Raw genomic sequence first — 22572 nt, 5'->3', positions numbered from 1 at the left:
GGGCGCGACGACCGCCGAGGGCCGGGTGAAACCTCATGGTGAACGTGAATGAAGAGAAGCTGGTCGAGTATCTCAAGCGCGTTTCCGCGGATCTGCACGATACGCGCCTGCGTTTGCGTGAGGTGGAGGAGCGACACCAGGAGCCGATCGCGGTCGTGAGCGTCGCCTGCCGGTTCCCGGGCGGGGTGAACACACCCGAGGACCTGTGGCGGCTGGTCGCGGACGGCGTGGACGCCATCGGGGATTTCCCGACCGACCGCGGCTGGGACCTCGACAGCCTCTATCACCCGGACCCGGACCACCCCGGCACCACATATGTCCGCCGGGGCGGATTCCTCTACGACGCCGACCGATTCGACCCGCAGTTCTTCGGCATCAGCCCGCGCGAGGCGCTCGCCACCAGCCCCCAGCAGCGACTGTTGCTGGAAACCGCCTGGGAGGCATGCGAACGGGCCGGAATCGACCCGGTGTCCCTCAAGGGGTCCCGGACGGGCGTCTACGCCGGTACGGCCACCACCGGCGGCACCACATCGGGTGACCTTCCGCAGAAGGGATCGGAGGGATACGCGGGCAACGCACCGAGCCTGCTCTCGGGCCGGGTGTCCTACACCCTCGGCCTGGAGGGACCGGCCGTCACGGTGGAGACGGCGTGTTCGTCGTCGCTGGTCGCGATCCATCTCGCCTGCCAGGCGCTGCGGCAGGAGGAGTGCGCCCTGGCCCTGGCGGGCGGGGTGACGGTGATGACCACCCCCGAGGTGTTCACCGGCTTCTCCAGGCAGCGCGGGCTCTCCCCGGACGGACGGTGCAAGGCGTTCTCGGTGAACGCCGACGGAACGGGATGGGGCGAAGGCGTCGGCCTGGTGCTGCTGGAACGGCTGTCCGACGCCCGGCGAAACGGTCATCGGGTACTGGCGGTCATCCGTGGTTCGGCCATCAACCAGGACGGTGCCAGCAATGGCTTCACCGCGCCGAACGGCCCCTCCCAGCAGCGGGTGATCCGCCAGGCCCTCGCCAGCGCCCGGCTGGCCCCGTCCGAGGTGGACGCGGTGGAGGCGCATGGCACGGGCACCAAGCTGGGCGACCCGATCGAGGCCGACGCGCTGATCGCCACGTACGGCCGGGACCGGCCGGAGGACCGGCCGCTGTGGCTCGGCTCGTTGAAGTCCAACATCGGCCATACGCAGGGTGCGGCGGGTGTGGCCGGTGTCATCAAAATGGTGATGGCGCTGCGGCACGACGTACTCCCGGCCACTCTCCATGCCGAGGAGCTGACGCCCCATGTGGAGTGGGACGGCGGCGGCGTACGGCTGCTGACCGAGCCGGTGGAGTGGCCGAACGGTGAGCGCCCGCGCCGGGCCGGTGTGTCGTCCTTCGGCATCAGCGGCACCAATGCGCATGTGATCGTGGAGCAGGCTCCTGAGGAGGATGCGTCGGCGGCGTCCTCTGAGGTGGGTGGGGTGGTGCCGTGGGTGGTGTCGGGGCGGAGTGTGGAGGCGTTGCGGGGGCAGGCTGGGGCGTTGGCTGGGTGGGTGGGGGGTGCGTCCGAGCTTTCGTCGGTCGATGTGGGGTGGTCGTTGGCCACCACGCGATCGGTGTTTGAGCATCGGGCGGTGGTGGTGGGTGATGACCGCGCGGAGTTGTTGGCCGCCGTGGGGGCGTTGGCGGGGGGTGTGTCGCATCCGGGGGTGGTGTGGTCGGGTGCGGCGGCGTTGACGGGAGACGTAGGCCCGGTGCTGGTCTTTCCGGGTCAGGGTTCGCAGTGGGTGGGGATGGGCGCGGAGTTGCTTGGGGTGTCGCCGGTGTTCGCGGCGCGGGTGGCGGAGTGTGAGGGGGCGTTGGCGCCGTATGTGGATTGGTCGCTCGCGGATGTGTTGCGTGGGGTGGAGGGCGCAGCCGATCTGGGGCGGGTGGATGTGGTGCAGCCGGTGTTGTGGGCGGTGATGGTGTCGTTGGCGGCGGTGTGGGCTGGACATGGCGTACGTCCTGCGGCGGTGGTGGGTCATAGCCAGGGTGAGATCGCGGCGGCTGTCGTCGCGGGGGTGCTGTCCCTGGAGGATGGCGCCAGGGTCGTGGCGTTGCGGAGCAAGGCGTTGCGGCGGTTGGCCGGTGGCGGGGCGATGGCGTCGCTCGGGATGGGTCAGGAGCGGGCGGGGCAGCTGTTGTCCGGCCTCGGAGACCAGGCTGCCGGAGTGGGTGTGGCCGCCGTCAACGGCCCCACGTCCACGGTGGTTTCGGGTCCGCCGGAGCAGGTGGCGGCTGTCGTGGCCGCGTGCCAGGAGGCGGGGGAGCGTGCACGACTGATCGAGGTGGACTATGCCTCGCATGGTCCACAAGTGGAGGAGATTCGCGATGAGTTGATGCGAGCGCTGGAGGGTGTCCGTCCGCTCGATACGTCCGGTTCGGATACGGCGTTCTACTCGACCGTGGCTGGCGGCCGTGCCGTCACCACCGACTTGGACGCCGCCTACTGGGTGACCAACCTCCGTGAGCGGGTGCGGTTCACCGATGCCGTTCAGGCCCTGCTGTCCGATGGGCATCGGGTGTTCATCGAGGCCAGCACTCACCCCGTGCTCACCCTCGGCTTGCAGGAGACCTTCGAGGAAGCCGAGATCCCGGCCGTCACGGTGCCCACCCTGCGCCGCGATCACGGTGGCCGGGCCCAGCTCCTCCACTCGCTCGCCCAGGCGTTCACCGCCGGGGTCGATGTCGACTGGAGGGCCGCGTTCCAGGGTGACCCCGCCCCTCGTACGGTCGAACTGCCCACGTATGCCTTCCAGCGCCGGCGCTATTGGGCCACTGCCACCGGCGGAGCCGGTGATGTGGGTGCCGCGGGGCTGCAGCGGGTGGAACACCCGCTGTTGCGGGCGGCGGTGGGCCTTGCCGAGGGCGGGCTGGTGCTGACCGGGCGAGTGTCGGCCACCGGCGGCGACGGCTGGCTCGGTGACCATGTGGTCGCGGGAGCGTCGCTGGTGCCGGGTGCGGCGCTGGTGGAGTGGGCGTTGCGGGCGGCCGATGAGGCGGGCTGTGGCGGCATCGAGGAACTCGCGCTGCAGGTTCCGTTGGTGCTGCCGGACTCCGGCGGGCTGCGGGTGCAGATCGTGGTGGGCGAGGCCGCCGAGGACGGGCGGCGCGATGTGCGGGTGTACTCCCGGCCCGACCGCGATGCCGAGCCCGGTGCCGATCCGGACTGGGTGTCCCATGCGGAGGGCGTCCTGAGTCCGTCGCCCGCGCCGCCCGCGTCGGCCGCGCCGACCGCGCCGAGCACGGCCGAAGAACTGGCGGGAGTCTGGCCTCCCGAGGGCGCGAAGCCGATGGACGTCGAGGACTTCTACGAGCATGCCGCGGCGGCGGGTTATGCGTACGGGCCGTCGTTCCAAGGGGTACGCGCGGTGTGGCGGGACGGTGCGGACCTGCTGGCCGAGGTGGCATTGCCCGAGGCGGCCGGGGACGCGGATGGATTCGGCATCCATCCGGCACTGCTCGACGCCGCCCTGCACCCCATGCTGCTCGCCGCCGACACCGAGGCGATCGACGATGGGGGGATGCGGCTGCCGTTCGCCTGGAACGGCGTATCCCTGTGGGCCACGGAGGCGACCACGGTCCGGGTCCGGCTCTCGCCCCATCAGGACGGTGCGGCGGGTGAGCGCGCGTTGCGGGTGGTCGTGGCCGATGGCATGGGCGGCCCGGTGCTCACGGTCGACTCCCTGACGATGCGCCCCGCCGACCCCCGTCAGCTGCGGTCCGTGGGCGGACCCGGCGTCGATGGGCTGTTCACGCTGGACTGGATCCCGATGCCCGACGTGCTGGACGCGGATGCCTCCGACGCCATGGACTGGGTCGTACTGGGCGAGGACGCGCTACACCTGGCAGAGGAGCCCGGACTCGGTGGCGGGGGAGTGGTGTGCCATCCGGGTCTCGAAGGGCTGGTCGCCGCGCTCGACGAAGCTACGCCACCTCCCGCGTTCGCCGTGACCTTCCTGCCCACCGACGGTGGTCCGGCGGAGGCCGGAGCCGCAGCCAGGGCGGCTGATGGCTTGGCTGCCGTCGGCCATGCCCTGGAGTTGGTGCAGAGGTGGCTGGCCGAACCACTGCTGGCCGATACCCGGTTGGTGGTGGTGACACGCGGCGCGGTGTCGATCGGGAACCCTGAAGGCGGAGTCGGCGGCGGAGAGCTGAATGTGGCCGCCGCGGGACTGTGGGGTCTGCTGCGGAGTGCGCAGGCGGAGCACCCGGACCGATTCGTCCTCCTCGACCTCCACCAGGCCATCGATCCGGCCGCGGGTGAGGTGGCGGATGCCGTGGTCCGTGTCGTACGGGCGGATGAGCCACAGGCGGCGCTGCGCACCGAGGGGCCGATGGTGCCCCGGCTGATGCGCGCATATGACACCGGCCGTGACACCGATGGCGTCGACGAGGCGGAATCCGGCGGGCTGACCCCTGGTGGGCTCGACCCGGACGGCACGGTGCTGATCACCGGTGGTACGGGTCTGCTGGGCGGTCTGGTGGCCGAGCATCTCGTACGCACGTGGCAGGTCAGGCATCTGGTTCTGGTCAGCCGACGTGGTCCGGACGCGCCCGGCGCACCGGAGTTGGCCGAGCGGCTGAGCGATCTCGGCGCGCGGGTGCGGATCGACGCTGTGGATGTCACGGACGCGGACGCGGTGGCCGAGGCGGTGGCCGGTATCGACCCGGCGCATCCGCTGACCGGTGTCATTCATGCGGCAGGGCTGCTGGATGACGCGGTGGTCACCTCGCAGACGCGGGAACAGGTGGCGCGGGTGTGGGCGGCGAAGGCCACGGCGGCCGCCCATCTGCACACCGTCACGGCGGATCTTCCGCTCCGCATGTTTGTGATGTTCTCCTCGGCTGCCGGAGTCGTGGGCAACGCGGGGCAGGCCGGATACGCGGCGGCGAACGCGTTTGTCGACGCGCTGGTGGTCCATCGGCGGGCGCTCGGGCTTCCCGGGCTTTCCCTGGCCTGGGGGCTGTGGGCGCGGGCCAGCGAGATGACCGGGCATGTGGGCCGGGCGGATCTGACGCGACTGCGCGGAATGAGGCCGTTGGCGTCCGAGCGCGGGCTGGCCCTGCTGGACGCCGCATGCCGGTTCGCGAAACCGCTGATGGTGGCCGTGGACTTCGACCCGGCCGACGTGGCCGGTGAGGAGCTTCCGGCGGTGCTGCGGGGGTTGGTGTCCGGCCGTACCCGGCGGCGGGCCGCCGAGGGTGATCCGTCGGCCTCGGGGTTGGCGGCTCAGTTGGTGGGGTTGGATGCGGCTGGTCGGTTGGGTGTGGTGGTGGATGTGGTGCGGGGTGGTGTGGCGGTGGTGTTGGGGTTTGGTTCGTTGGGTGAGGTGCGGGTTGATGCGGCGTTCAAGGAGTTGGGTTTTGATTCGTTGACGGCGGTGGAGTTGCGTAATCGGTTGTCGGTGGTGACGGGGTTGCGGTTGCCTGCGACGTTGGTGTTCGACTATCCGACGCCTAGGGTGCTTGCGGAGTATCTGTGCGCTCGGCTGACCGGCGAGACCGCCGGGACCCGTGCTCCCCTCGCCGCGAGGGCCGACGCGGACGAGCCCGTGGCGATCATCGGCATGACCTGCCGTTTCCCGGGAGGTGCGAACTCCCCCGAAACACTGTGGGACCTGGTCGCCTCGGGGAAGGACGTGATCGGGGAGTTTCCGACCGGCCGGGGCTGGGACCTGGATGGACTGTTCCATCCGGACCCCGATCACCCGGGCACCAGCTATGCGAACGAGGGTGCCTTCCTCCATGACGCCGATGCGTTCGATGCGGCGTTCTTCGGGATCAATCCGCGGGAGGCGCTGGCGACGGATCCACAGCAGCGGTTGCTGTTGGAGGCGTCGTGGGAGGTGCTGGAGCGGGCGGGGATCGACCCGGTGTCGTTGAAGGGGAGCCCGACCGGTGTCTACGCGGGCGTGATGTACCACGACTACGCCGCCGGGCTCAGCGGCGGCGGCGTGGATGTGAAGCTCGAGGGCTATGCGATGCTCGCGGGCTCGGGCAGTGTGGTCTCGGGCCGGGTGGCGTACACGCTGGGCTTCGAGGGTCCGGCGGTGACGGTGGACACCGCGTGTTCGTCGTCGCTGGTGGCGATGCATTTGGCGGCGCAGGCGTTGCGTCAGGGGGAGTGCACGCTGGCGTTGGCCGGTGGGGTGACGGTGATGGCTACTCCGGATGTGTTCACCGGTTTCTCCCGTCAGCGCGGCCTGGCCCCTGATGGCCGCTGCAAGCCCTTCGCGGCGGCCGCCGATGGCACCGGCTGGGGCGAGGGTGTGGGCGTTCTGCTGCTGGAACGGCTGTCGGACGCCCGGCGTAACGGCCACGACGTCCTGGCGGTGATCCGTGGCTCCGCCGTCAACCAGGACGGCGCGTCCAATGGATTGACGGCGCCGAACGGTCCGTCGCAGCAGCGGGTGATCCGGCAGGCGCTGGCGAGCGCCGGGCTGTCGGCATCGGATGTCGATGCGGTGGAGGCGCACGGTACGGGTACCACACTCGGCGACCCCATTGAGGCGCAGGCGCTCCTGGCCACCTACGGTCAGGAGCGCCCCGCCGAGCGGCCGCTGCTGCTGGGCTCGATCAAGTCCAACATCGGGCATACGCAGGCGGCGGCGGGTGTCGCGGGTGTCATCAAGATGGTGCAGGCCATGCGCCATGGAATGCTGCCTGCCTCGCTGCATATCGATGAGCCGAGCCCGCATGTGGACTGGGAGAGCGGTGCGGTGCGGCTGCTGACCGAGGCGGCGGAGTGGCCGAACGGTGAGCGGCCGCGCCGGGCCGGTGTGTCCTCGTTCGGCGCCTCCGGCACCAACGCCCATGTGATCCTGGAGCAGGTGCCTGTGGAGGACGGACCGGAGACGGAGCTGGTCCCCTCCGACATGGGTACGGTCTCGTGGGTGCTCTCGGCGCGGAGCGCGGAGGCGCTGCGCGGCCAGGCCGCCGCCCTGGCTGACCGCGTGGGGGGTGCGTCCGAGCTCTCGCCCGTCGATGTGGGGTGGTCGTTGGTCACCACGCGATCGGTGTTCGAGCATCGAGCGGTGGTGGTGGGTGATGACCGTGCGGAGTTGTTGGCCGCCGTGGGGGCGTTGGCGGGGGGTGTGTCGCATCCGGGGGTGGTGTGGTCGGGTGCGGCGGCGCTGGCGGGAGACGTAGGTCCGGTGCTGGTCTTTCCGGGTCAGGGTTCGCAGTGGGTGGGGATGGGTGCGGAGCTGTTGGAAGCGTCGCCGGTGTTCGCGGCTCGGGTGGCGGAGTGTGAGGGGGCGCTGGTGCCGTATGTGGATTGGTCGCTCGCGGATGTGTTGCGTGGGGTGGAGGACGCGGCGGATCTGGGCCGGGTGGATGTGGTCCAGCCTGTCCTGTGGGCGGTGATGGTGTCGTTGGCGGCGGTGTGGGCTGGACATGGCGTACGTCCTGCGGCGGTGGTGGGTCATAGCCAGGGTGAGATCGCGGCGGCTGTCGTCGCGGGGGTGCTGTCCCTGGAGGATGGCGCCAGGGTCGTGGCGTTGCGGAGCAAGGCGTTGCGGAGGTTGGCCGGTGGCGGGGCGATGGCGTCGCTCGGGATGGGTCATGAGCGGGCGGGGCAGCTGCTGTCCCAGCTGGGCGATCAGGCCGCCGGAGTGGGTGTGGCCGCCGTCAACGGCCCCTCGTCCACGGTGGTTTCGGGTCCGCCGGAGCAGGTGGCCGCTGTCGTGGCCGCGTGCCAGGAGGCCGGGGAGCGTGCACGGCTGATCGAGGTGGACTATGCCTCCCACGGCCCTCAAGTGGATGAGATCCGCGAGGAGTTGGACGAGCTCCTGGCTGGCGTCCGCCCGCTTGATACGTCCGGTTCGGGCACGGCGTTCTACTCGACCGTGACCGGTGGCCGTGCCGACGGCTCCGTCCTGGACACGGACTACTGGGTGCGGAACCTCCGTGAGCGGGTGCGGTTCACCGATGCCGTTCAGGCGCTGCTGTCCGATGGGCATCGGGTGTTCATCGAGGCCAGCACTCACCCGGTGCTCACCCTCGGCTTGCAGGAGACCTTCGAGGAAGCCGAGATCCCGGCTGTCACCGTGCCCACCCTGCGCCGCGATCACGGTGGCCGGGCGCAGCTCCTCCACTCGCTCGCCCAGGCGTTCACCGCCGGGGTCGACGTCGACTGGACCGCCCTGTACCCGAGCGCTCCGACGCCCCGCGTGGTACCTCTGCCCACCTACGCGTTCCAGCGCGAGCGCTACTGGCTCGACGGCCATGGCGGACGCGCCGGCGACCCGGCCGACCTCGGGCTGGTCTCCGCCGGACATCCGCTGCTGGGTGCAGCTGTGGAACTCGCCGATGGCCGTGGCCATGTGCTGACGGGCCGGATTTCGGCGCGTACGCACACATGGCTCGGCGAGCATGTGGTGGCGGACGCGGTGCTGGTCCCGGGGGCGGCGCTGGCCGAGTGGGTGCTGCGGGCGGCCGATGAGGTCGGCTGTGGCGGCGTGGACGAGCTGGCGCTGCGGGTGCCACTCGTCTTGCCGCCGTCGGGTGGGCTGCGGGTGCAGATCGTCGTGGGCGAGGCCGCCGAGGACGGGCGCCGCGAGGTGCGGGTGTACTCCCGGCCCGCCCCCGGTGAGGGAGACTCCGGCACGGGGTGGGTGTGTCATGCGGAGGGTGTGCTGAGCCCGCCCTCGGACCGTTCCGACGAGGCGCCGGGACTGGGCGGGGCGTGGCCTCCGGCCGGTGCGGCACCGCTCGGCGTCGAGGGGTTCTACGACCGGGTCGCGGCCTCGGGCTATGCCTACGGGCCGTCCTTCCAGGGGCTGCGGGCCGTGTGGCGGGACGGGGCCGACGTGTGCGCGGAGGTGGTCCTGCCCGAGGCCGCCGGGGAGCAGGCCGGATTCGGCATCCACCCGGCGCTGCTGGACGCCGCGCTGCATCCCGCACTGCTGATCGACCAGCTTGACCGGTTCGACCGGTTCGACGCGCATGATGACACCCAGACGACCGGTGCCGAACCCAACGATGGCCGGGTCTGGCTGCCATTCGCCTGGAACGGTGTGACGTTGTGGGCGGGCGGGGCGACCACGGTCCGGGTACGTCTCTCTCCCCACCAGAAGACCGCCGAGGGCGAGCGCGCACTGCGGCTGACCGTGGCCGATGCCGTCGGCGCTCCGGTGCTGACCGTCGACTCCGTGGCGATGCGGCCGGCGAGCGTCGATCAGCTGCGGGCGGCGGTGGCCCCCGGCAGCCATGCCACGGACGGTCTGTTCACCGTCGAGTGGACTCCACTGCCGCTCGCCGCCGGGGCCGGAGAGGCGGTGGCCGGGGACGATGGCTGGGCGGTCCTGGGGGCCGGCGGCCACCCGGATCCGGCCGCGCTCGACGCGGCACTCGATGACGACGAGCCCGTACCGTCCGTCCCGTCCGTCGTTCTCGCCGATATGACCGACCTGACCGGGCCCGACGGTGCGGGCGCCGAGGAGGCGTCGGCCGTGGCGCTGTCGGCGACCGGACGGGCGCTGGAGCTGGTACGGGACTGGCTGGCCGAACCACGGTTGGCGGATGCCCGGTTGGTGGTGGTCACGCGAGGCGCGGTCGCCGCCGACGGCCCCGAGAGCACCGCCCGGGTGGACCTGGCCGCGGCCGCCGTATGGGGCCTCGTACGCAGCGCACAGTCGGAGAACCCCGGCCGCTTCGTCCTCCTCGACCGCGACGATGAGCCCAACTCCCAAGCCGATCCGCACACCGACGCCGTACGCATCGCCGTGGCGCGCGCCGTGGAGATGGACGAGCCCCAGCTGGCCCTTCGCGCCGGTCGGGCCCTCGTGCCCCGTCTGGTCCACGCCGGTACCGGCGGCGCGGGGCTGGTGGGCCCCGTGGCGCAGCCCGAGGCATGGCGGCTGGACACGGCGGGCACGGCGACCCTGGAGAACGTCGTACCGGTGCCCTGCCCCGAGGTGCTGGAGCCCCTGGGCGCGGGCCAGGTGCGGATCGCCGTACGCGCCGCCGGTGTCAACTTCCGTGATGTCGTGGTCGGTTTGGGCATGGTGCCCGGCCAGACCGGACTCGGCGGCGAGGGCGCCGGAGTCGTGGTGGACATCGGCCCCGCGGTGACCCATCTGTCCGTGGGCGATCGCGTCATGGGCGTCCTCGACCAGTCGTTCGGACCGCTCGCGGTCACCGACACGCGGTTGCTGGCGCCGATCCCGGATGGCTGGAGCTTCCGGCAGGCGGCGGCCGTACCGGTGGCCTATCTGACCGCCTGGTACGGACTGACGGACCTCGCCGGGCTGCGTCCCGGAGAGTCGGTGCTGATCCATGCCGCGACCGGCGGTGTGGGAACGGCCGCGGTGCGGATGGCGCGGCACTTGGGCGCGGAGGTCTACGCGACGGCGAGCCCGGCGAAGCACGGGACCCTGGAGGAGATGGGCATCGATGCGGCCCACCGGGCCTCGTCGCGCGACCTGGCCTTCGAAGAGGCACTCCGGGAGGCCACCGGTGGCCGGGGCGTGGACGTGGTGCTCAACAGCCTCGCCGGGCCCTTCGTGGATGCCTCGCTCCGCCTCCTCCGCGAGGGCGGCCGGTTGCTGGAGATGGGCAAGACCGACATCCGCGACCCGGAGCTGATCGCGGCCGGGCATCCCGGGGTGACCTATCGGGCCTACGACCTGATCACCCACGCCGGTCCGGACCGTATCGGCGAAATGCTGGGCGAGCTGGGCGAGTTGTTCGCATCCGGTGCGCTCGAACCGCCCCCCGTACACGCGTGGCCGCTGAGCCGGGCGCGTGAGGCATTGCGGTATCTCAGCCAGGCCAAGCACACCGGCAAGCTGGTCCTGGACGTCCCCGCCCCGGTGGACCCGGACGGCACCGTGCTCATCACCGGCGGCACCGGCACCCTCGGCGCACTGGTGGCCGAACATCTCGTCCGCGCCTGGAACATCCGCCATCTGCTGCTGGTGAGCCGCGGTGGCCCCGACGCACCCGGGGCCAAGGAGCTGGCGGCCCAGCTCGCCGACCTGGGGGCAGAGGCCCGGATCGAGGCGGTGGACGTCACCGACGGCGCCGCGGTGCACGACCTCGTCGCGGGCATCGACCCGGCACACCCCCTGACCGGTGTCGTCCACGCGGCGGGTGTGCTGGACGACGCGGTGGTCACCTCCCAGACCCCGGAGCGTCTGGCGCGGGTGTGGGGGCCCAAGGCCACGGCCGCGGCCCATCTCCACGCCGCCACCGCGCATCTGCGGCTCGGCATGTTCGTGATGTTCTCCTCGGCCGCGGGCGTGCTCGGCAGCCCGGCCCAGGCCAACTACGCGGCGGCCAACGCCTATTGCGACGCCCTGGCCGTCCACCGCCAGGCCATGGGCCTCCCGGCCGTCTCGGTGGCCTGGGGGCTGTGGGCCGATGCCAGCGGTATGACCGGGCATCTGGACGAGGCGGATCTGGCCAGGATGTCCCGCTCCGGCATCGCCGCCATGTCCGGTGCGCAGGCACTGGGGCTGATGGACGCCGCATGCTGGCACGGCGCCCCGCAGCCCGCGGCCGTACAGCTCGACCTCCGGACCCTGGCCGCCCAGCCCGCGGGCACCCTGCCCGCCCTGCTGCGCACGCTCCTCGACAGCGGCACGACCACCCGTCGTACCGCCGCCACCGGGGCGCCCGCCGCCGGTCTGGTCGCCCAGCTCGCGGGGGTGCCCGCCGAGGAGCAGCACCGGATCCTGCTCACGCTGGTGCGCACCCAGGCCGCGGCGGTCCTGGGCCACGTCGACGCCGGGGCGGTGTCCGGTGACACCCCGTTCAAGGATCTGGGCTTCGACTCGCTGACCGGCGTCGAACTGCGCAACCGGCTCGCCGCCGCCACCGGACTGCGGCTGCCCGCCACCGTCGTCTTCAGGCATCCCACGCCCTCGGCCATCGCCGCCGAACTGCGCGAGCGGCTGTGCCCCGCACAGGCGGACACTTCGGCGCCCGTCTTCGGCGAGCTGGAGCGGCTGGAGGCGGCGATGGCGGGGCTCGGTGCCCACGACGAGGCCCGCGGTCGGCTGGCGAAGCGTCTGGAGGCGCTGCTGTGGCGGCTCAACGACGAGACAGCGGCCGAGGCCACCGGCGAGCACCGCCGCCCCGCGGACGACGACACCCTCGACTCCGCGTCGGACGACGAGTTGTTCGAGTTCATCGACAGGGAACTGCCCTCTTGATCGTGAGTGAGGACTGATGTCGGGTACGGAAGAGAAACTCCGCCAGTATCTGAAGCGGGTCACGGTGGATCTCGGGCAGGCCCGTCAGCGGCTGCGCGAGATGGAGGAGCGGTCCCAGGAGCCGGTGGCCATCGTGAGCATGGCCTGCCGCTATCCGGGTGGTGTCGGCTGCCCCGAGGAGCTGTGGGAGCTGGTGGCCTCCGGTGGCGACGGCATCACCGCGTTCCCCACCGACCGAGGCTGGGATCTGGCGGGCCTCTATCACCCGGACCCCGACCACCCCGGCACCAGCTATGTCCGGCACGGCGGGTTCCTGGACGGCGCCGACCGCTTCGACGCGGAGTTCTTCGGGATCAGCCCGCGCGAGGCCCTGGCGATGGATCCGCAGCAGCGGCTGCTGCTCGAGGTGGCCTGGGAGCTGTTCGAGCGCGCGGGTGTCGACCCGGTGACGATGAAGGGCAGCCGGACCGGTGTGTATGCGGGCGTGTCCAGCCAGGACTATCTGTCCCGGATGCCCCAGGTGCCGGAGGGCTTCGAGGGCTATGCCACGACCGGCAGCCTCACCAGTGTGGTCTCCGGACGGGTGGCGTACACCTTCGGTCTTGAGGGTCCGGCGGTGACGGTGGACACGGCGTGTTCGTCATCGCTGGTGGCCATGCATCTGGCGAGCCAGGCGCTGCGCCAGGGCGAATGCGATCTGGCGCTCGCGGGCGGGGTCACCGCGCTCACCACACCGACCGCGTTCGCCGAGTTCTCCCGGCAGCGCGGGCTGGCCCCGGACGGCCGCTGCAAGTCCTTCGCGGCCGCCGCGGACGGCACGGGCTTCTCCGAGGGCGTCGGCCTGGTGCTGCTGGAGCGGCTGTCGGACGCACGGCGCAACGGCCACCGGGTGCTGGCCCTGGTCCGGGGCTCGGCCGTCAACCAGGACGGTGCCAGCAATGGCCTCACCGCGCCCAACGACGTATCGCAGGAGCGGGTGATCCGCCAGGCGCTGGAGAACGCCCGGCTCACCGCCGATCAGGTCGACGCGGTGGAGGCCCATGGCACGGGGACCTCCCTCGGCGACCCGATCGAGGCACACGCGCTGCTGGCCGCCTACGGGCGGGACCGGCCCGGTGAACGGCCCCTGTGGCTGGGGTCGTTGAAGTCGAACATCGGCCATGCCCAGGCGGCCGCCGGGGTGGCCGGTGTGATCAAGATGGTGATGGCGCTCCGCCACGAGACGCTGCCGGTGACCCTGCACATCGATGAGCCGACCTCGCATGTGGAGTGGGAAGGCGGCGGGGTACGGCTGCTGACGGAACCGGTGGCGTGGCCGAGGGGTGAGCGCCCCCGCAGGGCCGGGGTGTCCTCGTTCGGGATCAGCGGCACCAATGCCCATCTGATCCTGGAGCAGGCTCCCGAGCCGAGTAACCCTGCCGGGCAGGAAGAGCCCGCCGACCGCGATTCCATGGCGAGGGCGGCGGTGGCGACGGCGGTGGCGACGGCGGTGGTGCCCTGGGTGCTGTCCGCCCGTAGCGGCCAGGCCCTGCGGGGGCAGGCCGCCGCCCTCGCCCGGCGAATGGCCGCCGACCCAGGGCCGTCCATCGCCGAGGTGAGCTGGTCGCTGGTCACCACCCGCTCGGTGTTCGACCACCGGGCCGTGGCCGTGGGCGAGACCCGCGAGGAGCTGATGGCGGCCGTGGAGGCACTGGCCACCGGCGGGACGCACCCGGCCCTGGTCCACCCCGGTGGCGCCGCCGTGGCCGGGGACCTGGGCCCGGTGCTGGTGTTCCCCGGTCAGGGCTCGCAGTGGGTGGGCATGGGCGCCGAACTGCTCGATGCCTCACATGTGTTCGCCGCCCGCGTGGCGGAGTGTGAGCGTGCCCTGGCGCCGTACGTCGACTGGTCCCTCACCGATGTGTTGCGCGGTGCCGAGGGGGCGGGCCACCTGGGCCGTGTCGATGTGGTGCAGCCCGTCCTGTGGGCCGTGATGGTGTCGCTCGCCGCGGTGTGGACAGGCCACGGCGTACGTCCAGCGGCGGTGATCGGGCACAGCCAGGGCGAGATCGCGGCGGCCGTGGTGGCTGGGGCCCTGTCGCTGGAGGACGGTGCCAAGGTCGTGGCACTGCGCAGCAAGGCGTTGCGGCGGCTGGCCGGTGGCGGGGCGATGGCCTCCCTGGGAGTGAGCCGTGAGCGGGCCGAGAAGCTGCTGGCCGGGCTGGGCGACCAGACGGCGGCCGTGGGCGTGGCGGCCGTCAACGGCCCCTCGTCCACGGTGATTTCCGGGCCGCCCGAGCAGGTGGCGCACGCCGTGGCGGCGTGTCAGGAGGCGGGCGACCGGGCGCGGCCGATCGAGGTGGACTACGCCTCGCACAGCCCCCAGGTGGACGAGATCGCCGACGAGCTGGCGGAGGCCCTGGCCGGTGTCCGGCCGGTCGCGTCCACGGTGGCGTTCTACTCCACGGTCACCGCCGGCCGGATCGACACCACCGCGCTGGACACCGGGTACTGGGTGACCAACCTCCGCGAACCGGTGCGGTTCGCCGACACCGTCCGGGCGCTGCTTGCCGATGGCCACCGCGTCTTCATCGAGAGCAGCACCCATCCCGTACTGACCGTCGGCATGCAGGAGAGCTTCGAGGAAGCCGGGGTCGAGGCGGTCACCGTGCCCACGCTCCGGCGCGACCACGGTGGCCCGGCGCGGCTGATCGAGTCCCTCGCGCTGGCCTTCACTGCGGGCGTCGCGGTCGACTGGACCACCCTCCACCCCACCGGCCCCATCGCCCCGCGCACCGTCGAGCTGCCCACCTACGCCTTCCAGCGGGAGCGGTACTGGCTGGCCGACTCGGTGTCCTTCGACACCCGGCCCGCGGCGGACGAGGAGGAGTCCCGGTTCTGGGCCGCGGTGGAGGGCGAGGACCTGAACGCGCTCTCCGAGACGCTGAGCCTCCCGGACGACGCCGGCCACCGGACCTCGCTGGGCACCGTGCTCCCCGCGCTCTCGACATGGCGCCGCGCCCGGCGTGAGCGCTCCGCCGTGGACACCTGGCGCTACCGCGTCGAGTGGCGGCCCGTCGCCGACGACAGGCGGCCCGTCACCGATGCCGCTCCCGCTGCCGTGGGCTCCTGGCTCGTGGTCCACCCGAAGGGCGCCTCCGACGCCTGGACCGACGCCTGCGTACGGGCGCTGGGCGCGGACGGCGGCCAGGTGCGGCGGCTGGAATTGGCCGAGGACATCGACCGCGAGGGGCTGGCCGAGCTGCTGCGCTCCCGGTGCGCCGAGGAGCCGCCACCGACGGGCGTCCTGTCGCTGCTGGCCCTGGACGACGACGCGCCGCCACTCCCCGGCGTGGCGCCCGGCCTCACCGGCACGCTCACCCTGCTCCAGGCGCTGGTGGACGCCGCCGTCACCGCGCCCCTGTGGTGCGCCACCCGCGGCGCGGTCTCCGTCGACGACTCCGACCCCCTGGACGCTCCCCACCAGGCCCAGCTGTGGGGGCTCGGCCGGGTGGCCGCCCTCGAACACCCCGACCGGTGGGGCGGGTTGGTGGACCTGCCCACGAGCCCGGACACCCTCGACGCGGAGCGGCTGCGCGCCCTGCTCACCGGTGCCTCGGGCGAGGACGAAGTGGCGCTGCGCCAGGCCGGTGCGTACGTACGTCGGCTGGTCCCCGACCCGATCGGCGGCCGTGCCCCGCGGCGCACCTGGAGGCCCCGGGGCACCGTGCTCATCACCGGAACCGCCGACGGGCCCGCCGCCCAGGTCGCCCGCCACCTGGCCGCAGACGGGGCGGAACACATCGTGATGCTGTGCCCGGGAGGCGGCGATGCCCCCGGCGCCGTGGAGCTGAAGGCCGAACTGGACGCGCTCGGCACCGGACTCACCGTGGCCGACCACGCGCCCGCCGACCGCGAAGGCACCGCGCGCCTCGTCGGGCGCGTGGCGGAGGCGAGCGGACGGATCGGGACCATCGTCCACACCTCGGCCTCCGGTGAGCTGGCCCCGCTGATGGAGCTCACCCCGCGACGGCTGGCCGAGGAGGTCCGCGCCCATCTGGACGACACCGGGCGCCACTTGGACGAACTTTGCGGCATGGGCGCCGGGGACACCGTGGTGTACTTCTCCACCGTCGCCGCGTCCTGGGGCAGCAAGGACCACGGCTCGTACGCGGCCGCCGCCGCCTGCCTCGACGCGCTGGCCCGGCACGACCGGGCCGACGGCCGGTCCACCGTCTCGATCGCGTGGGGGCTGTGGGACCTGCCGTACGGCGGTGAGACAGCGGACGCGACGACGACCTCGCACACCGAGCGCTCCCGGCGGCAGGGCCTGTCCCCGCTGGACTCCCGGCCGGCGCTGACCGCGCTGCGCCAGGTGCTCGACCACGACGATCCGGGCGTCACCCTCGCCGATGTGGCATGGGAGCGCTTCGCGCCGCTGTTCACCCTCGCCCGTCCCAGCAGGCTCTTCGACGGTGTCCCGGCCGCCCGCCAGGCCATCGAGGCCGCGCGGGGACCCGCGGCGGACACCGGCACCGACGAGGCGTCGGCGCTGCGGCGGGAGCTGGCCGCCCTGCCCGGGGACGAGCGGGCCGAGTGTCTGCTGGCGCTGGTACGCGCCCATGTGGCGGCCGTACTGCACTATCCGGCGCCGGAGGCGGTCGAGCCGGACCGCCCGTTCAAGGAGCTGGGGTTCGACTCCATCGCGGCCGTGGAGCTCAGGAACCGGCTGCGTGCCGCCACGGGCCTGAGCCTGCCGACCACGGTGGTCTTCGACTATCCGACACCTCGCACACTGGCGGGCCAGCTGCTGGCCGAGGTGGACCCGGGGGAGGCCGGCGCGGCACATCCGGTGTCCGGACACCTCGACGAACTCGAGGCCGCACTGGCCGGGCTGCCGGCCGGCGACCCGCGCCGGGCCGGTCTGGTGAACCGGTTGCAGGCCCTGGTGTGGAAGTACACCGCCACCGCCGAGGAGGCCGATGCGCCCGCGGGCGAGCAGGACCTGGCGGCGGCCACCGCCGATGAGGTGTTCGCCCTCATCGACCGCGAGCTCGGGGTCTGACCGGCGATCGCGGGCCCGGCCCGCGACCGCCGATGCGTCAGCTGGTGTGCTCCCGGCGTCGGCTGCTGATCGAGTCGGGGTCCCAGCCCGGTCGGGGAACGGACGCCAGCAGAAGCTGTGTGTAGGGGTGTCCGGGGTCGGTGAGGAGGTCCGCGACGGGGCGGTGTTCCATCGTTCGGCCCCGGTACAGAACGAGCGCCTCGTCGCACACGTATCGCACGACGGCCAGATCGTGGCTGACGAAGACCAGGCCGATGCCGGTGTCGCGGCGAATGTCCCAGAGGAGGTTGAGCACCTGTGCCTGTACGGATACGTCGAGCGCCGACACCGCCTCGTCGAGCACGAGCACGGCGGGTTCGATGGCCAACGCCCTCGCGATCGCCGCGCGTTGGCGCTGGCCGCCGGAGAGCTTGCGGGGGAGCGCGGCCGCCTCGCGCTCGCCGAGGCCGACCTGGGCGAGCAGCTCCCTGGTGCGGGTGGCCCGGCCCGCCCGGTCCGTCAGGCCGTGCAGGCGCAGCACCCCGTCGATGGTCGCGCCGATGCTGATGCGCGCGTCCAGCGAGAGATACGGGTCCTGGAAGACGATCTGGACCGCCTTGGCCCGGGAGAGGCGGGGCGCCTTGCCGCGTACGGTCGCGGTCAGTGGCTCGCCCTGGACCAGGATCCGTCCGGCGTCGGGGCGTTCGAGGCCGATCAGCATCCGGGCCGTGGTCGTCTTGCCGGAGCCCGACTCTCCTACGATGCCGAGCGCGCCGCCGGCCCGTACGGAGAACGACAGGTCGTCGACCGCGACGACCTCCGCCTTTCCCGTCCGGTAGGTCTTGCGCAGACCGCTCACTTGGAGCAGCGTGTCCGTCTCGCTGGTCAACCGTCCTCCAGCCGCGCTGAGTTGGGAGCCGTCGCGGCGAGCGCGTCGGGCACGGGGGTGAGGTCGTCGGCGCGGTGGCAGGCGACCAGAGCCGTGCCGTGCGGCTCCAGGGGTGGTGGTGACTGGTCGCAGACGCCGGGCCGGGCGAAGCGGCAGCGGGCCGCGAAGGAGCAGCCGGGGACGGAGTCGAGCAGACCCATCGGGGCCCCGGGGATCGGAGTCAGCCGGACGGGCGGGCCGCTCGGCGCAGACAGGGGAGGGGACGAGCCGAGCAGGCCCGCGGTGTAGGGGTGGCGAGGCGCTGCGAAGAGGTCGGCGGTGGGCGCCGTCTCCACGATCCGCCCGGCGTACATCACGTAGACGCGGTCGCAGGCGGCGGCCGCGAGTTCGATGTCGTGGGTGATGAGGAGCAGGCCCAGGTCGCGTTCGCGTTGCAGCCGTCCCAGGATGGCCATGATCTCGGCCTGGGTGCTGACGTCGAGGGCGGTGGTCGGTTCGTCGCACAGCAGCAGCCGGGGTTCGGTGGTGAGCGCTCCGGCGATCATGACGCGTTGGAGCATGCCGCCGGAGAGCTGGTGCGGATACTGCCTCAGGTGCCGACCGGGGTCCGGGAGGCCGACCGCGGCGAGCAGTTCGGCGGCCCGGACGTTGGCTCGGTCCTTGGTCCAGCCGTGGCTGACGCGCAGCGATTCGGTGAGGAAGTCCCCGATGCGGCGCACCGGGTTGATGCCCGCCCGCGGGTCCTGGAAGATCATCGACGCCTTGGCCGTACGGATGGTCCGCAGGCCGGTGGCGTCGGCACTCACCAGGTCCGTTCCATCGACCCGGACCCGGCCTTCGACTTCGGCCTCCATGGGGAACAGGCCGAGGGCGGCGCGGGCGGTGACCGACTTCCCGGAGCCGGATTCACCGACCAGGGCGACGACCTCACCGGCGGCCACGGTCAGATCGATGCCGTCGAGGACCGGGCGGGCCATGCCGGGCAGGGCGATGCCCAGGGCCTCGTACTCGAGCAGTGCCATCAGGAATTCCTCCCCGCGAGCCGGTCGCCGACGTTCTCTCCGACCACGTTGAAGGCGACGACGACCAGTACGACCGCGACAGCGGGCACGATCGACGACAGCGGCTGCCCCTGCAGCACCGCGGCCTGACTCTGGTTGATCATCGCGCCCCAGTCGGGTGTCGGCGGCTGAACGCCAAGGCCCAGGAAGGACAGGGCGGCGAGGTCGAGCAGCGCGTAGCCGAAGTTGACGGTCGACTGGGCGAGCACGGTGGGACCGATGTTCGGCAGCAGCCGGCGGACCGCGACGAACATCCCGGAGTGCCCTTGCACACGGTAGGCGGCGATATAGGGCCTGGCCTGCTCCTGCAGGGCGAGGCCGCGCACCAGCCGGGCGGTGTACGGCATGTACGCGAGGGACATGGCGATCACCGGTGCCGTCATCCCCTTGCCGAAGACCGCCACCGCGAGGATCGCGACGAGCAGTGCGGGGAAGGCGAACAGGACGTCGATCAGCCGCCCGATCACGGTGTCGGCCCAGCCGCCCCGCCAGGCCGTGAACAGGCCGACGGCGATGCCCGTAACGGTGGAGAACAGCACCACCGTGAGCGGCCCGACCAGGCTCGTACGACTCCCCTCGACGAGGGCCGAAAACGTGTCGTGCCCACCCTGGTCCGTGCCCAGCCAGTGCTCGGCGCTCGGGCCCACGAGCCCCGAGCCGAGGTCGCCGTAGGTCGGATCCTGCGGCGCGAGCCACGGTGCGAACACCGAGACCAGGACGAACAGGACCAGAAACAGCAGGCACAGGTTCTGCGACCACCCGCCGCCCAAGGACCGCAGCCGGGCGACCGGACCGTGCGTCACGCCTGGGATCCGTACGCTCATCGTGCGCTCCCCGCTGCCGCCACCCGTGGATCGATCAGCGGATGTGCCACGTCCACCAGGGCGTTGACCACGACGAACGCGGCCACCACGAGCAGCACGATCGCCTGTACCACCTGGAAGTCCATCTGGTTGACCGACTGCACGAGCAGCGATCCCACGCCCGACATCCCGAACGCGGTCTCCACGATCGAGGTGCTCACCAGCATTCCCGAGATCAGGAGCGCGGAGACGGTGACGATCGGCCCGAGCGCGTTGCGCAGCACATGACACCGGATCACGGTCCACCGTGGTGTACCACGGCTCACCGAGACCTCGACGTGCTCACGGCCCAGCTCCTCCAGCATCGCCGAGCGGGTCACCCGGGCCACCAGCGCCATGAACGTCACCGACAGGGCCACCGCCGGAAGCACGACATGATGCAGTCGGTCGAGTACGCCGGTGCCGTTGCCGATGGTCGGGAACCAGCCGAGCCGCACCCCGAACTGCGACCTCAACAGCACCGCGACGACGAAGGCGGGGGCGGCGGCCCCCACCGTCACCAGAAGCATCAGCACGGAGTCGGTCCGCTTGCCGCGGCGCAGCGCGCCGACCATGCCCGCCGCGATGCCGACCACCGCGATCAGCAGTGCCGACACCCCGACCAACAGCAGTGTGGCCGGCAGGCGCGACCAGATGACCGAGCTGACGTCCTGGTGGAAGATGTAGGACCGGCCGAAGTCGCCGTGCAGCACCTGGTCCAGCCAGTGCCCGTACCGGACCAGGAACGGCTGGTCGAACCCGTACTGGCGCCGGATCTCGGCGAGTTCCTGCGGGCTCGCGCTGCGGCCGCGCACCAGGAAGCTCGCCGGGTCGCCGGGCGCCAGGTACAGCGAGGAGAACACCAGGAACGAGGTGACCAGGAGGGTCGTGGCCATCCCGGCCAGTCTGCGCAGACCGTCGAGTGCCCGTGTCGCCGTGCGATTCATCCCTTGGCTCCGATCTCGGCCGCCCACGGGTAGTAGAGGTAGGCGATCGACGGCCGGACGCCGGTGATCCGGTTGCCGAGGAAGACGCTCACGGGCTGTGTGTGCAGGGGCAGCCAGGGCAGTTCCCGCAGGGCGATCCGCTGCGCCCTCGCGTTGGCCTCCGCGTGCGCGGCCGGTTCGTAGGTGCCGATGGCCCGCTCGACGGCCTTGTCGAAGTCCTTGTTCGACCAGCCCCCGTAGTTGGTGGACGCGCCGGTCTCCAGGGAGGTGTACATGTCCAGCGGGTCGGTGATCGACGTGTACCAGAAGGTGAGGAAGAGGTCGATGCCCTTGCGGGCGGCGGGGTCGGTGAAGAGCGTCGAGTACTTCTCCGGGGGGAGCGTGTCGATCTCGGGGTCGAGCCCGATGTCCTTGGCCGCCTGGGCGACGGCCTGTGTGGTGATCGTCGACTGCGAGTCGAGCGGGCTGGTCGCGATGGTGATCCGGCGGCCCCGCACTCCGGCCTGTTTCGCGAGCTTCTTGGCCTTGGCCGGGTCGTACGGGTAGCGCGGCAGGTTCTCGAGGAGGGCCTTGCGGGTCGCGGCGGGTGCGCTGTTCCACACGTTGTCGGTGACCAGCGAGTCGGCGACCTCGCCGACTCCGCCGGCGCCCGCCTTGACGATGCCCTCGCGGTCGATGGCCATGAGCAGGGCCCTGCGCACCCGGGCGTCGCCCAGCGGGCCCTTGAGATCGCCGACCACCTCGTCGGCGACGGTGGTGTTGCGGCCGAAGTAGAGCTTTCCCACCCGGGACGAGCGGAGTTGGGCGTAGGAATCGGTGGGGACCATCCAGCCGCCGTCCACCTCACCGCTCTGGAAGGCGCTGACGCGGGTCGTCGCATCGCTCAGGAACACGAACTTGACCTGGCCCGCCTTCGCCTTGAGCTTGGGATTCCAGTAGCCGTCGAACCTCTTGAGCACAAGCGACTGGCCCGGGTTCCAGGACCCGAACGAGAACGGCCCGGTGCAGTTCACACCGCCCTTGGGACTGCCGTAGTCCTTGCCCTCCTCGGCGAGGGTGGCGGCGGACTCGACGGTGCCGGGGCCGGCCGCCATCTCCTGGTTGAAGGTCGAGTCCGGCTTCTTCAGCCTGACGGTGACTTCCAGCTCACCGGACTGGTCGATCGACTTCACATTGCGGAACGAGTTGGCCCAGGCGCTGCCCACGGCGGGGTCGAGGTGGCGGCGCAGCGAGGCGACGACGTCGTGCGCGGTGAGCACCGTCCCGTCGTGGAAGCGCACATGGGGGCGGATCTTGTAGACCCAGGTGGTGGGCGTCGGATTGCGGTACGAGGACGCGAGGTTCGGCGACGTCGTCAGATCCGGGTTCCAGCGCAGCAGGCTCTCGCAGACGTTGGAGAGGATCTGGCTGGGCGGGTAGTCGAAGGCGTAGGCGTAGTCGATCGAGGTGGGCTCGGCGAAGATCGACCAGGTGAAGGAGTCAAGTTGCCCTGTGGCGGCGGGAGTTCGGTCCGTGAGGTGGTACGCGGCGCTCGTACTGCCGCCCTTGTCCGAGTGCGCGGTGCCGCTGCACGCACCGGCGGTGAGCACCGCGGCCACGGTGAGGAACGTCCCCGCGGTGCGCCGCGATGG

General features: G+C 71.9%; 7 protein-coding genes. 2 read left to right on the top strand and 5 right to left on the bottom strand.

All coding sequences use genetic code 11. The annotated features are described in order from the left end of the window. Positions 1 to 35 precede the first annotated feature (35 nt). Together J2Z30_RS14000 and J2Z30_RS13995 are read left to right on the top strand one after the other, a co-directional pair. Entirely contained in the window at positions 36 to 12179 is a 12144-nt protein-coding gene (locus tag J2Z30_RS14000) for a type I polyketide synthase (protein ID WP_209468671.1), read from the top strand. A gap of 16 nt (positions 12180 to 12195) precedes the next feature. Next, positions 12196 to 17223: a type I polyketide synthase gene (locus tag J2Z30_RS13995; protein WP_044567791.1), complete on the top strand. Its 5028-nt coding sequence runs from the start codon at positions 12196 to 12198 to the stop codon at positions 17221 to 17223. Between the two features lie 37 nt (positions 17224 to 17260). Here the strand turns inward: J2Z30_RS13995 and J2Z30_RS13990 are convergent, their stop codons facing one another. The 5 genes from J2Z30_RS13990 to J2Z30_RS13970 are packed head-to-tail and all read right to left on the bottom strand — an operon-like array spanning position 17261 to position 22539. Next, entirely contained in the window at positions 17261 to 18091 is an 831-nt protein-coding gene (locus J2Z30_RS13990) for an ATP-binding cassette domain-containing protein (RefSeq protein ID WP_044567789.1), read from the bottom strand. Continuing rightward, positions 18088 to 19113 carry an ABC transporter ATP-binding protein gene (locus tag J2Z30_RS13985; protein WP_044567788.1) on the bottom strand — a complete coding sequence of 342 codons (1026 nt, stop codon included), beginning with the start codon at positions 19111 to 19113 and terminating at the stop codon, positions 18088 to 18090. Before J2Z30_RS13985 ends, J2Z30_RS13990 begins: the two co-directional genes overlap by 4 nt. Beyond that, a complete protein-coding gene (locus J2Z30_RS13980) occupies positions 19113 to 19976 on the bottom strand; it encodes an ABC transporter permease (protein ID WP_044567787.1) in 864 nt (287 codons plus the stop codon). The genes J2Z30_RS13985 and J2Z30_RS13980 overlap by 1 nt, the downstream gene beginning before the upstream one ends. Then, positions 19973 to 20941 carry an ABC transporter permease gene (locus J2Z30_RS13975; protein WP_044567785.1) on the bottom strand — a complete coding sequence of 323 codons (969 nt, stop codon included), beginning with the start codon at positions 20939 to 20941 and terminating at the stop codon, positions 19973 to 19975. Before J2Z30_RS13975 ends, J2Z30_RS13980 begins: the two co-directional genes overlap by 4 nt. Further along, positions 20938 to 22539: an ABC transporter substrate-binding protein gene (locus tag J2Z30_RS13970; RefSeq protein WP_308279929.1), complete on the bottom strand. Its 1602-nt coding sequence runs from the start codon at positions 22537 to 22539 to the stop codon at positions 20938 to 20940. Before J2Z30_RS13970 ends, J2Z30_RS13975 begins: the two co-directional genes overlap by 4 nt. Positions 22540 to 22572: the final 33 nt, after the last annotated feature.

The sequence above is a fragment of the Streptomyces iranensis genome, assembly GCF_017874715.1.
GTDB classification, from domain to species: Bacteria; Actinomycetota; Actinomycetes; order Streptomycetales; family Streptomycetaceae; genus Streptomyces; species Streptomyces iranensis.
Note: the sequence above shows the minus strand (reverse complement) of the source record. Positions and strands in the feature narration are given on the sequence as shown.

Excerpts from the sequence above, each read along its gene's own strand:
- J2Z30_RS14000 (WP_209468671.1), top strand. The coding sequence starts at position 36 with ATGGTGAACGTGAATGAAGAGAAGCTGGTCGAGTATCTCAAGCGCGTT.
- J2Z30_RS13975 (WP_044567785.1), bottom strand. The coding sequence starts at position 20,941 with ATGAATCGCACGGCGACACGGGCACTCGACGGTCTGCGCAGACTGGCC.
- J2Z30_RS13980 (WP_044567787.1), bottom strand. The coding sequence starts at position 19,976 with ATGAGCGTACGGATCCCAGGCGTGACGCACGGTCCGGTCGCCCGGCTG.
- J2Z30_RS13995 (WP_044567791.1), top strand. The coding sequence starts at position 12,196 with ATGTCGGGTACGGAAGAGAAACTCCGCCAGTATCTGAAGCGGGTCACG.
- J2Z30_RS13985 (WP_044567788.1), bottom strand. The coding sequence starts at position 19,113 with ATGGCACTGCTCGAGTACGAGGCCCTGGGCATCGCCCTGCCCGGCATG.